A 13,116-nucleotide genomic window follows, 5' to 3' on the forward strand; every position below is an offset into this window, starting at 1 on the left:
CCGGTCCGCTTAAAAACCGTCTGGACGGTCGGTAAGATAGGCGATAAGCCTGCGCCGCGAAAGCCGTCCTCCCACGAATCGGCCGTATGCCCCGTCCCCGCCGTCCGGAAACTCGGCCGATGTCCCCCCGGCTCCTCCCCCTCCTGACCGCCACCGCCCGCACGGCGGCCTTGTCGGCCCTCCTCGTGACGGCGGCCTTTCCGGCGGATGCGCCCGCGACCTCCGCCATCCCGGACGCGGAGAACCCGTCCGTCGTGCTGGTGCGGGTCGTGACGGCGAAAATGGGTCCTGTCACTTCGGATGTGGTGCTCACCGGCGACATCCAGGCCCAGGCCCAGACCAACGTCGCCTTCCGCACCAACGGCAAGGTCGCCGAACGCCGTGTCGAGGTCGGCGATCACGTCACCGCCGATCAGGTGCTCGCGGTGCTGGAGCCGCTGACGCAGAGGGCGAACCTCGACAACGCCCGCGCCGCCCTGGTCTCGGCGGAGGCACAGTTCACCCAGGCCAAGGTGACCTTCGAGCGTCAGAAGCAGCTCATCAGCGGCGGCTACACCACGCGCCCGTCCTACGACAACGCCGAGCAGCAGTTGCGCACGTCCCAAGCCGCGGTCGATTCGGCCAGGGCGGCGCTCGGCACCGCCGAGGAACAGCTCTCCTACACCGAACTGCGCGCAGGCGTATCCGGCATCGTCCTGAGCCGTACCTTCGAGGTCGGGCAGGTGGTGCAGGCGGGCCAAGCCGTGATGGTGCTGGCCCAGGACGGCCCGCGCGACGCGGTGTTCAACGTCTACGAGGCGCTGACGGCCAACCCGCCCAGCGACAAGACGATCCACGTCACGCTCCAGTCCGATCCCAAGGCGGCGGCGACGGGTCACGTGCGCGAAATCTCGCCGACGGTGGATGCGGCGAGCGGTACGGTCCGCGTCAAGGTCGGGCTGGACTCGACCCCGCCCGCGATGTCGCTCGGCTCCGTGGTGATCGGCCGGGGCCGCTTCGCCTCGCGCGAGGCCGTGGTGCTGCCCTGGTCGGCGCTCTACCGCTCCGACGACCGGCCGGCGGTGTGGATCTACGATTCCACCGCCCGCACGGTCTCGATCCGCGGCGTCGAGATCGACCGCTACGGCTTCGACGACATCGTCCTGAAGGGCGGCGTCAGGCCCGGCGAAACGGTGGTGGTCGCCGGCATCCCGTTCCTGCGCCCCGGCCAGCACGTCGCGGTGGCGACGCAGGACGCCGCGCAGGACTCCACGAAATCCGCGGCGGGGGAGGGCGGACGATGAGGCGTAGGCTCCTGGTCTGCGCCGTCATTGCCGGCGCCGTTCCGCTCACCGCCTGCCAGCCGTCGCAGGAGGCGCCCGCGCCGCCGCCCGTGCGGCCGGTTCTGACCACCCTGGCACAGCCCACCGACAGCGTGATCTTCGGCCCCTTCGCCGGCACGGTCGAGCCGCGCTACCAGTCGCAACTCGGTTTCCAGATCGGCGGCCGGGTGGTGGCGCGCGACGTCACCGTCGGCGACGTCGTGAAGAAGGGCCAGCGCCTCGCGGCCCTCGACCCGATCGTCTCGCGGTTCGACCTCAGCCGCGCCGAGGCGGAACTGTCCGATGCCAAGGCCCAGGCCGAGAACGCGACGGCCACCGAGGCGCGCACGCGGCGCCTGATGGAGGGCGGAAACGTCACCCAGGCCCAGCTCGACGCGGCGGTGGCCCGGCGCGACACCGCCCAGGCCCGCCTCGCCCAGGCCGGGGCCAGCCTTCAGAAGGCCCGCGACCAGATCGGCTACACCGAACTGCATGCCGATTTCGACGGCGTCGTCACCCAGCGGCTCGCCGAGATCGGGCAGGTCGTGAGCCCGGGGCAGGGGATCGTGACGCTGGCCCGGCCCGAGACCCGCGAGGCCGTGGTCGACATCCCCGAGACGCTGGCCGGCGCCATGCCGAAGGACGAGCTGTTCACGGTGGTGCTCCAGAGCGCGCCGGAGATCACCGCCCGCGGCCGGGTGCGCGAGGTCGCCCCCTTTGCCGAATCCGGCACCCGCACCCGCCGCGTCCGCCTGACCCTGGAGGAGCCCGGCCCCGCCTTCCGGCTCGGCGCGACCATCACCGTCGCACTGGAGCGCCGCATCGAGCGCCGCTTCGTCCTGCCGGCCACCGCGCTCCTCGACGCCGATGGGCGCCGCTCGGTCTGGATCGTGCCGGAAGCCGACAAGCGCGGAGACGATAAGGCGGGCGGGCAAGGTGGCGAATCAGGCGACCGGCACGTCGAACGCCGAGACGTGACCCTCGACGGAGACCGGCCGGACGGAAACGGGCGCATCGCCGTGCGCACGGGGCTGAAGCCCGGCGAGCGGGTGGTGGTCGCGGGCGCCCATTCCCTGCGGGACGGCCAGGCCGTCCGGCTGGCCGACGACCGGAACTGAGCCGGACCCCGGCAAGGGATTCGACCAGGCAAGGGATTCGACCCGGCAAGGGATTCGACCCGGCAAGAAATTCTGCAAAGGTTTCCGCGCGTGAAGGACTTCAACCTTTCGGATTGGGCGCTCGGCCACCGTTCGCTGGTCTGGTTCCTGATGCTCGTCTGCCTCGTGGCGGGCGTGATGGCCTATTCGCGCCTCGGCCGGGAGGAGGACCCGCCCTTCGCCATCAAGACCATGGTGGTCCAGGCGAGCTGGCCCGGCGCCACGATCAAGGACACCCTCGATCAGGTCACGGACCGGATCGAGAAGGAACTCCAGCAGATCAACGCGCTCGATTACGTCCGCAGCTACACCACGCCGGGTCAGGCGACGGTGTTCGTGCAGTTCCGCGACACGACGAAGAAGGAAGAGATCCAGCCCGCCTTCTACCAGGTGCGCAAGCGGCTGGGCGACATCCAGCACACCTTCCCGCAAGGCGTGCAGGGGCCGAGCTTCAACGACGAGTTCGGCGACGTCTACGGCAACGTCTACGCCTTCACCGCCGACGGGCTGACCCACCGGCAATTGCGTGACTACGTCGAGGGCGTGCGCACCGAGATCCTCAAGGTGCCCAATATCGGCAAGACGCTGCTGATGGGCGTGCAGGGCGAGACGATCTATCTCGACTTCTCCACCCGCAAGCTCGCGGGCTACGGCATCGACATCCAGGCGCTGATCAAGGCCCTGCAATCGCAGAACGCCGTGGCCGCCTCCGGCGTGGTTCAGGCGGGACCGGAGCGGGTCTCCCTGCGCGTGAGCGGACAGTTCTCCTCCGAAGCCTCGCTGCGCAACGTGAATCTCCGCTTCAACGACCGCTTCTTCCGCCTCGCGGACGTCGCCGAGATCTCCCGCGGCTACGAGGACCCGCCGGCCGCCCTGTTCCGCGTCGGCGGCAAGCCGGCGATCGGGCTGGCCATCGCCATGCGCCCCAACGCCAACCTGCTCAAGTTCGGCGAGGATCTGAAGGAACGCATGCACGTCGTCGAGGGCAAGCTGCCCATCGGCGTCGGCATCCACCTCGTCTCCGATCAGCCCAAGATCGTCGAGGAAGCGGTCGGCGGCTTCACCAAGGCCTTGGTCGAGGCGGTCGTCATCGTGCTGGTGGTGAGCTTCGTCAGCCTGGGGCTTCGCGCCGGGCTCGTGGTCGCGGTCTCGATCCCGCTCGTGCTCGCCATCGTCTTCGTGGTCATGCAGATCATGGGCGTGACGCTGCAGCGCATCTCGCTCGGCGCCCTCATCATCGCGCTCGGCCTGCTCGTCGACGACGCGATGATCACCGTCGAGATGATGGTGGCCCGCCTCGAACTCGGCGACAACCTGAAGAAGGCGGCGACCTTCGCCTACACCTCCACCGCCTTCCCGATGCTCACCGGCACGCTGGTGACGGTGGCGGGCTTCCTGCCGATCGGCTTCAACGGCTCGTCGGCGGGCGAGTACACCTACTCGCTGTTCGTGGTGATCGCCGCCTCGCTGCTGGTCTCGTGGGTGGTCGCGGTGCTGTTCGCACCGCTTCTCGGGGTCACCATGCTGCCCAAGACCATGAAGCACCATTCCGAGCGGCAGGGCCTGTTCACCCGCGCCTTCATGGCGGTCCTCCGGGTCGCGATGCGGCTGCGCTGGATCACGGTGATCCTGTGCGTCGCGCTGATGGGCCTCGCCGTGGTCGGGATGGGCCATGTGCAGCAGCAGTTCTTCCCGTCCTCCGACCGCTCCGAGGTGCTGGTCGATCTGACGCTGCCACAGAACGCCACCATCACCGAGACGCGGGCGCAGATGGACCGCTTCGAGGCGCACCTGAAAGACGACCCCGACATCGAGCGCTGGTCTTCCTATGTCGGCCAGGGCGCGGTGCGCTTCTACCTGCCGCTGGACCAGCAGCTCGCCAACGCCTTCTTCGGGCAGATCGTGATCGTCACGAAGTCGCTGGAGATCCGGGATCGGGTCATCACGCGGCTACAGAAGATCGGCCGGCATGACTTCGTCGGCACCGACATTCTGGTGCAGCCGCTCAATCTCGGCCCCCCCGTCGGGCGCCCGATCCAGTACCGCCTCTCCGGGCCCGACGTGCAGGAGGTGCGCCGCCTCGCTCTCAAGCTCGCCGACGTGGTGGCCACCGACAAGCGCCTCGCGGCCCCGACCTTCGACTGGAACGAGCCCGGCAAGGTGCTGCGCGTCGAGATCCTGCAGGACAAGGCGCGCCAGCTCGGCGTCACCAGCCAGGACATCGCCGGCATCCTCAACGGCGTCGTCGGCGGACAGGCGATCACGCAGGTGCGCGATTCGATCTACCTCGTGAACGTGGTGGGCCGGGCGCGCACGGTGGAGCGCACCTCGCTCGACACGCTTCAGAGCCTTCAGGTCGCCCTCTCCAACGGCTCGGTCGTGCCGATCCTGGCCTTCGCCAGGATCGACTACGACCTCGAACAGCCGATCGTCTGGCGCCGCGACCGGGTGCCGACGCTGACGGTGCGCGCCACCATTACCGATGCGACCCAGCCGCCCACCGTCGTCGCCGCGTTGCAGCCCGCCATCGACGCCTACGTCAAGGCGCTGCCGGAGGGCTACACGCTGGCGATCGGCGGCGCGGTGGAGGAGGCCGGCAAGGGTCAGGGTCCGATCGCAGCGGTCGTGCCGGTGATGCTGCTGGCCATGGCCTTCTTCCTGATGATCCAGCTCCAGAGCTTCCAGAAGCTCTTCCTGGTCTTTTCCGTCGCGCCGCTCGGCTTGATCGGCGTCGTCCCGGCCCTGCTGCTGTTCGACAAGCCGATGGGCTTCGTCGCCATCCTCGGCATCCTGGCGCTGATCGGCATCATCGTGCGCAACGCCGTGATCCTGGTGAGCCAGATCGAGGAATGCGAGGCGGAGGGGATGGCGCCGTGGGATGCCGTGGTCGAGGCCACCCGCCACCGGATGCGGCCGATCCTGCTCACGGCGGCGGCGGCGAGTCTCGGGCTGATCCCGATCGCCCGTGAGGTGTTCTGGGGGCCGATGGCCTACGCCATGATCGGCGGCATTCTGGCGGCGACCGCCCTGACCCTGCTGTTCCTGCCCGCGCTCTATGTCGGCTGGTACAGGATCAGGCCGCCCTCGCGCGACGCGGCAGCGCCCGGCCCTTGAAGCCGGGCAGGCCGGCAGGGGCGATCCTCGCGCCGGTGCCGATCGCATCCCGCGGATCGGAGACGATCGCGGACCGATGAAACCAGTTCTATTATGCATCTCACGCGCTTCGATTGGCGATTTCTGCGCTTGAGCGCATGATCTCTGCCTTCGCTGCATAGCCGTCCTGTGCGGCATCGCGCGTCGCCAAAACCTCTTTGCGGATGTCAAGCCATCCGCTAGGCACTTCCCGAACGCCCCGCCAAGGCGGCGGCTCCGATCACCTTCAGGCGAGCCGGCTGCCCGCGATGACCACCGACCACGCCACGGCCAATTCTCACCCGCTCGAGCGCGACGCGCAGGCGGCCATGAGCCACCACCACGTCAGCCCCAACGACATCGCGCTCGGCGTGGTGATCGGGCGGGCCTCGGAATATTTCGACTTCTTCGTGTTCGGCATCGCCTCGGTGCTGGTGTTCCCGAAGGTGTTCTTCCCCTTCGCCGACCCGCTCAAGGGCACGCTCTACTCGTTCGCCATCTTCGCGCTGGCCTTCATCGCCCGCCCGCTCGGGTCGATCTTCTTCATGTGGGTCCACAAGCGGCACGGACGCGGGGTGAAGCTCACCATCGCCCTGTTCCTGCTCGGCGGCTCGACCGCGGCGATCAGCTTCCTGCCGAGCTACAATTCGATCGGCGTCGTCGCCATCGAGCTGCTCGCGGTGCTCCGGATCGCGCAGGGCTTCGCGCTCGGCGGCGCCTGGGACGGGATGGCCTCGCTGCTCGCCCTCAACGCGCCGCGGGAGCGCCGCGGCTGGTACGCGATGATCCCGCAGCTCGGCGCGCCGTTCGGCTTCATGGTGGCGAGCGCGCTGTTCGCGTTCTTTTCCATCAACCTGACCCCTGAGGATTTCACCGATTGGGGCTGGCGCTTCCCGTTCTTCTGCGCCTTCACCATCAACGTCGTGGCCCTTTTCGCGCGGCTCCGGCTCGTCGCCACCCCCGAGTTCACCCGGCTTCTCGACAAGGGTCGGCTGGAGCCCGTCAGCGTCATCGATCTCGCCCGCCACCACGCCCTCGACGTCTGGATCGGCGCCTTCGTGCCGCTGGCGAGCTTTGCCCTGTTCCACCTCGTCACGATCTTCCCGATCGCTTGGCTCGCCCTGTCGAGCGAGCGCTCGGCCGGCGACTTCCTGATGGTGCAGTTCTCCGGCGCCATGGTTTGCGCCGGCGCGATCGCGGCCTCCGGGCTGATTGCCGACCAGATCGGGCGCCGGAACATGCTGCTCATCAGCGCCGGGCTCATCGCCGTATTCGCCTGCGGCAGCATCCTGGCGCCGCTGATCTTCGGCGAGAACGCCATTGGCCAGACGATCTACGTCAATATCGGCTTCATGCTGCTCGGTCTGTCCTACGGCCAGACCGCCGGCGCCGTGACCTCGCGGCTCGGGGCGCGCTACCGCTACACCGGAGCGGCGCTCACCTCCGACCTCGCCTGGCTGTTCGGCGCGGGCTTCGCTCCCCTCGTGGTGCTCTACCTCTCCACCGAGTACGGGCTCGCGATGGTCGGCGTGTACCTGCTGTCGGGCGCCCTGGCGACGCTGCTCGCGCTCGCGCTCGACCGCTCCGAGATGCGCCAGATGTGAGTTTGGCCCCGCGGGCGAGGCGTCCGTCTCGCCGCGGGACCGGGAGTGCTTTTCGACGAACGATGGCTGCCGGTTCGGCGAGACAAAGCGCGTCACAACAAGGTCCCGGAGATGCCGAGCCGACACCGCCGGCTCGGCATCTCCGGAGAGAAACGAACCGCCGCCACGCGGGAAGTCACCCGCGCGGCCCTTGCGATGGAACGAAGATTCGTGGCCATGACCGCCGACCGTTCATTGAGAGCCCGTGCCGGGGCCGGCTCCGCGGGCCGGATCCTGCGGGGTCTCGTCCTCCTGCCGCTGTTCGGCCTGCTCGCCGGCTGCAACCTCGTGGTGATGCAGCCCTCCGGCGACATCGCCATGCAGCAGCGCAACCTCGTCCTCGCCTCCACGGGGCTGATGCTGCTCATCATCATCCCGGTGATCGTGCTGACCCTGCTGTTCGCGTGGCGCTACCGCGCGTCGAACACGGCGGCCCGCCACGACCCCGACTGGGACCACTCGACCGGGCTCGAAGTGGTGATCTGGACCGCACCGCTGATGATCATCATCGCGCTCGGCGCGCTGACCTGGATCAGCACCCACACCCTCGACCCGTTCCGGCCGCTCTCGCGCATCGAGCCCGGCAAGCCGATCGCGGCGGAGGTGAAGCCGCTGGAGGTGCAGGTCGTCGCCCTCGATTGGAAGTGGCTGTTCTTCTATCCCGAATACAATGTCGCGACGGTCAACGAGCTGGCCGCGCCGGTGAACCGGCCGATCAGCTTCAAGATCACCGCCTCCTCGGTGATGAACGCCTTCTACATCCCCGCGCTCGCCGGCATGATCTACGCCATGCCCGGCATGCAGACGCAGCTTCACGCCGTGATCAACAAGCCGGGCGCCTATGACGGGCTGTCGTCGCACTACAGCGGCACCGGCTTCTCGCGCATGACGTTCAAGTTCCACGGGCTCGACGGCGACGGCTTCGACCAGTGGATTGCCAAAGTGAAGCAGCAGGGTTCGGAATTGAGCCGTGATGCCTATCTCGAACTCGAGCGCCCGAGCGAGCGCGTTCCCGTCATCTACTACGCCTCGTTCGCCGACGGACTCTTCGGCAAGATCGTCGGCATGTGCGCCGTGCCCGGCAAGATGTGCATGCACGAGATGATGACCATCGACGCCAAGGGCGGCGCCGGCAAAGAGAGCCGAGAGAACGCCGAGCGGCTTCAGTACGACAACCGCCACACGCAGCGTGGCGACGAAGCCCCGGGGGCGACGACCCCGGCCTCGCACCGCGGGCCCAAGAGCGAGTCGCCCGACGGCGGGAAGAATCACGAGGGGAGCGGCCAAGGCCACTCCGCTCCCGACCAGACCAACAACTGATCCGTCGCCGCCTCAGGATTTACGGACGAGTTTCAACCCATGTTCGCAAACACGGACCTGCAGCAGCTGCTGTTCGGGCGCCTCTCCCTGGAGGACATCCCGTTCCACGAACCGATCCTGCAAGTGACCTTCGCAGGCGTCGCCGTGGCCGGGATCGCGGTGCTCGCCGCCATCACCTATTTCCGCTTCTGGGGTCCGCTCTGGCGCGACTGGTTGACCTCGGTCGATCACAAGAAGATCGGCATCATGTACGTCATCCTGGCGCTCGTGATGCTGCTGCGCGGCTTTGCCGACGCGCTGCTGATGCGCTCGCAGCAGGCGATCGCGTTCGGCGCCAACGAGGGCTACCTGCCGCCGCACCACTACGATCAGATCTTCACCGCCCACGGCGTGATCATGATCTTCTTCGTGGCGATGCCGTTCGTCACCGGCCTGATGAACTACGTCGTGCCGCTGCAGATCGGCGCGCGCGACGTCGCCTTCCCGTTCCTGAACAACTTCTCGTTCTGGATGACGGTGTCCGGCGCGGTCACGATCATGATCTCGCTGTTCGTCGGTGAGTTCGCCCGCACCGGCTGGCTCGCCTACCCGCCGCTCTCGGGCGCGGACATGAGTCCGGGGGTCGGCGTCGACTACTACATCTGGGGCCTGCAGATCGCGGGCATCGGCACGACGTTGTCCGGCATCAATCTGGTCGCGACCATCGTGAAGATGCGCGCGCCCGGCATGTCGATGATGAGGCTGCCGATCTTCACCTGGACCTCGCTGTGCACGAACGTGCTCATCGTGGCCGCCTTCCCGATCCTCGCCGCCGTTCTCGCGCTGCTGAGCCTCGACCGCTACGTCGGCACGCACTTCTTCACGAACGACCTCGGCGGCAACCCGATGATGTACTTCAACCTCATCTGGATCTGGGGGCACCCGGAGGTCTACATCCTCATCCTGCCGGCCTTCGGCGTGTTCTCCGAGGTCACCTCGGCCTTCAGCGGCAAGCGCCTGTTCGGCTACACCTCGATGGTCTACGCGACCGTCGTCATCACGATCCTGTCCTACCTCGTGTGGCTGCACCACTTCTTCACGATGGGTTCGGGCGCCAACGTGAACTCGTTCTTCGGCCTCACGACGATGATCATCTCGATCCCGACGGGCGCGAAGATCTTCAACTGGCTGTTCACGATGTATCGCGGCCGGATCCGCTTCGACGTGCCGATGCTCTGGACGGTGAGCTTCATGGTCACCTTCACCATCGGAGGCATGACCGGCGTGCTGCTCGCTGTGCCCCCGGCCGACTTCGTGCTGCACAACTCGCTGTTCCTGATCGCGCACTTCCACAACGTGATCATCGGCGGCGTGCTGTTCGGCATGTTCGCCGGCGTGAACTACTGGTTCCCGAAGGCCTTCGGCTTCAAGCTCGACGAGTTCTGGGGCAAGGTCAGCTTCTGGTTCTGGACCATCGGCTTCTACGTCGCCTTCATGCCGCTCTACGTTCTGGGACTCATGGGCGTGACCCGCCGTGCCCAGCACTTCGACGACCCGTCGCTGCAGATCTGGTTCGTGATCGCCGCCATCGGCGCCGGTCTGATCGCGCTGGGCATCGGTGCGATGATCGTCCAGTTCGCGGTCTCGATCAAAAACCGCGAGGCGTTGCGCGACGTGACCGGCGATCCGTGGAACGGCCGGACCCTCGAATGGGCCACCTCCTCGCCGCCGCCGGACTACAACTTCGCCTTCACGCCCGTGGTGCACAGCCTCGACGCGTGGTGGGACATGAAGGCTCGCGGCTTCCAGCGGCCGCTCTCGGGCTACAAGCCGATCCACATGCCCAAGAACACCGCCACCGGCGTGATCCTGGGCGTGGTCAGCATCGCCTTCTCCTTCGCGATGATCTGGTACATCTGGTGGCTTGCAGCCCTCACCTTCGTGGCGATGCTGGCGATCACGATCGCCCATACCTTCAACTACAACCGCGACTTCTACATCCCCGCCGAGACGGTCCGCCTGACCGAGCAGCGGCGGACGGAAGCGCTGGCGGCGCGGGTCTGAGCAGCATCATGGCAACGCACGCGACCCACACCCTCGTCGGCGACCGGATGTCCGGCGCCGACGTGCCGGACTTCCTCGATCTCGAGGGCGAGCATCACCCGGAAGGGGGCACGATGCTCGGCTTCTGGATCTATCTGATGAGCGACTGCCTCATCTTCGCGGTCCTGTTCGCCACCTACGCCGTGCTCGGCCGCAGCTACGCGGCCGGGCCCTCGCCCAAGGATCTGTTCGACCTGCCCATCGTGGCGGTGAACACATCGATGCTGCTGTTCTCCTCCATCACCTATGGCTTCGCCATGCTGGCGATGGAGAAGGACGACCTCGCCAAAACCCAGATCTGGCTCGCAATCACCGGCCTGTTCGGCGCGGCCTTCGTCGGGCTCGAACTCTACGAGTTCGCCCACCTGATCCACGAAGGCGCCACGCCCCAGCGCAGCGGCTTCCTGTCCGCGTTCTTCACCCTGGTCGGAACCCACGGCCTGCACGTCACCTTCGGCCTGATCTGGCTCGTCACGCTGATGATCCAGACCCGGCTCAAGGGCCTCGTTGCGGAGAACAAGCGCCGGCTGATGTGCCTGTCGATGTTCTGGCACTTCCTCGACGTCATCTGGATCGGCGTCTTCACCTTCGTGTACCTGATGGGAGTCCTGCAATGAGCGGGGCAACGCACGCCGACGATCACGGCCATGACGGCCATGGGCACGACGGCCATGGGCAGGACGCCCACGGTCACGGCTCCTTCAAAGACTACGTCACGGGCTTCGTGCTCTCCGTCATCCTGACGGCGATCCCGTTCTGGCTGGTGATGGGCGACGTGCTGGGCGACAAGCTCGTCACCGGCGTCGTCATCCTCGGTCTGGGCGCGGTGCAGATCGTGGTTCACATGATCTACTTCCTGCACATGAACACGAAGTCGGAGGGCGGCTGGACCTTCATGGCGCTGATCTTCACGATCACCCTCGTGGTCATCACCCTGTGCGGGTCGATCTGGGTCATGCACCACCTCAACACCAACATGATGCCGGTCTCGGCCGAGGAGATGCGTCACGCTCCCTGACGCATCCCGGCAACCCGACGCTCCGCTGCCTGCCGCCCCGGCAACGGGTCGGCGCCGCCCGTTGCTCGTCCGGCTCGCACTGATCCTGGCGGGCCTTGCGGTGACGGGCGTCTTCCTCGGCCTCGGCACGTGGCAGGTCGAGCGCCGGATCTGGAAGCTCGACCTGATCGACCGGGTCGAAGCCCGCATCCGTGCCGAGCCCGCGCCCGCACCGGGGCCAGAGGAATGGGCCGGTCTCACGGCCGCCTCCGCCGAGTACCGGCGGGTCCGGCTCACCGGGCGCTTCGCTTACGATCGTGCCACGCTGGTCCAGGCCGTGACGGCGCGCGGCGCCGGTTTCTGGGTGCTGGTGCCGCTCGTGACCGACCGCGGCTTCACCGTCCTCGTCAACCGCGGCTTCGTGCCGACGGAGGCCCGCGAGCGTGCGGCCCGTGCCGCGGGTGAGCCGGGCGGGGACGTGACGGTCACGGGCCTGCTGCGCCTGACCGAGCCCGGCGGCGGCTTCCTGCGCCACAACGATCCGGCGGGCGACCGCTGGTACTCCCGCGACGTCGCGGCCATCGCCGCCGCCCGCGGGATCGACGGCACGCCGAATGAGGTCGCGCCCTATTTCGTGGATGCCGACGCGGCACCCAATCCCGGCGGCCTGCCGGTCGGCGGCCTCACGGTGGTGGCCTTCCACAACAACCATCTCGTCTACGCGCTGACATGGTACGCCCTCGCGCTGATGACCGCCGCGGCCCTCATCTACGCCCTGAGAGGGTCTCGCAAGATGCCGCGTCGATGACGGACGTCCTCTGACGGCATCACGGGGTATTTTGCCGGGTCATACACGGATGACGTGCGGCGACCGATCATTTGAAAATTATTTTTCACATTTTATTCCCGGATCTGTATCGATTCGACGGCAGAGGTTGTTAACTCTCTTTACACCGGTCGCCGCAGCGATTCGCGGTAGACCTTGCCGCGCCGGATGAAGCGGGGAGCCAATATGGGAGTCGCCCTGCACGGGCCTGAACGGGACCGCCGGGACGGCGACGGATTCTCCCGTCGCGTACCCGAGCCGCTGGCGGATCTCATCGTTGCCATGGAGCGGACGCTCGTCGCGCTGGCAGAGGAGGGCGGGGGCCGCAACGAGTTGCATGCCCTGCGCAACTATCTCTCCGACCTCTGCGTGCTCACTCAGGAGACGCCGACGATCCGGCGGGCGGTGGACCGTCTCGTCTTCGCGGGCGACCGCCTCGGTGAGGCGGTGATCGCGCCGCGAGGCTACGAGCGCCGCTGGCGGAGCCCCCGCCTGAACAAGGCGCGCCAAGCCCTCACCTCCCTCGAACGGACGCTCGCCGGCGCGCGCCCGAGCCGGATCGCGGTGCGGCTCGACCGCGACTGGTGAAGGCAAAGCAGGCGGGACCGGCGCCGCGTTGAGCGGACGCCGAGACGACCGCGCGAAAACGGCCGAGCTT

10 protein-coding genes are annotated in these 13,116 nt (G+C 67.6%); all 10 read left to right on the plus strand.

Annotated features, from left to right (window positions below):
* The first annotated feature begins 119 nt into the window (after positions 1-119).
* The 10 genes from E4V01_RS20730 (at position 120) to E4V01_RS20775 (ending at position 13,046) form a co-directional block, all read left to right on the plus strand.
* Positions 120-1,283, plus strand: a complete 1,164-nt coding sequence (locus E4V01_RS20730; RefSeq protein WP_135299650.1) for an efflux RND transporter periplasmic adaptor subunit — start codon at positions 120-122, stop codon at positions 1,281-1,283.
* Complete coding sequence (locus E4V01_RS20735; RefSeq protein ID WP_135299651.1) at positions 1,280-2,419, plus strand: efflux RND transporter periplasmic adaptor subunit; 1,140 nt, start codon at positions 1,280-1,282, stop codon at positions 2,417-2,419. The genes E4V01_RS20730 and E4V01_RS20735 overlap by 4 nt, the downstream gene beginning before the upstream one ends.
* Before the next feature lie 90 nt (positions 2,420-2,509).
* Complete coding sequence (locus E4V01_RS20740) at positions 2,510-5,572, plus strand: efflux RND transporter permease subunit (RefSeq protein WP_135299652.1); 3,063 nt, start codon at positions 2,510-2,512, stop codon at positions 5,570-5,572.
* 287 nt (positions 5,573-5,859) lie between these two features.
* Complete coding sequence (locus E4V01_RS20745) at positions 5,860-7,194, plus strand: MFS transporter (RefSeq protein ID WP_135299653.1); 1,335 nt, start codon at positions 5,860-5,862, stop codon at positions 7,192-7,194.
* A gap of 216 nt (positions 7,195-7,410) precedes the next feature.
* Positions 7,411-8,553 carry a ubiquinol oxidase subunit II gene (cyoA, locus tag E4V01_RS20750; protein WP_245517625.1) on the plus strand — a complete coding sequence of 381 codons (1,143 nt, stop codon included), beginning with the start codon at positions 7,411-7,413 and terminating at the stop codon, positions 8,551-8,553.
* A 39-nt stretch (positions 8,554-8,592) separates the two neighbouring features.
* Positions 8,593-10,596, plus strand: a complete 2,004-nt coding sequence (gene cyoB / locus E4V01_RS20755; protein WP_135299654.1) for a cytochrome o ubiquinol oxidase subunit I — start codon at positions 8,593-8,595, stop codon at positions 10,594-10,596.
* A gap of 47 nt (positions 10,597-10,643) precedes the next feature.
* Positions 10,644-11,252 carry a cytochrome o ubiquinol oxidase subunit III gene (cyoC, locus tag E4V01_RS20760; RefSeq protein WP_371688535.1) on the plus strand — a complete coding sequence of 203 codons (609 nt, stop codon included), beginning with the start codon at positions 10,644-10,646 and terminating at the stop codon, positions 11,250-11,252.
* Complete coding sequence (gene cyoD, locus E4V01_RS20765) at positions 11,249-11,653, plus strand: cytochrome o ubiquinol oxidase subunit IV (protein WP_135299655.1); 405 nt, start codon at positions 11,249-11,251, stop codon at positions 11,651-11,653. Before cyoC ends, cyoD begins: the two co-directional genes overlap by 4 nt.
* Positions 11,654-11,714: 61 nt before the next feature.
* Entirely contained in the window at positions 11,715-12,440 is a 726-nt protein-coding gene (locus tag E4V01_RS20770) for an SURF1 family protein (RefSeq protein ID WP_135299656.1), read from the plus strand.
* A 204-nt stretch (positions 12,441-12,644) separates the two neighbouring features.
* Positions 12,645-13,046, plus strand: coding sequence for a hypothetical protein (locus E4V01_RS20775; protein WP_060771547.1), 402 nt, complete (start codon positions 12,645-12,647; stop codon positions 13,044-13,046).
* Positions 13,047-13,116: the final 70 nt, after the last annotated feature.

The organism is Methylorubrum sp. Q1 (assembly GCF_004683995.1).
Classification (GTDB): Bacteria; Pseudomonadota; Alphaproteobacteria; order Rhizobiales; family Beijerinckiaceae; genus Methylobacterium.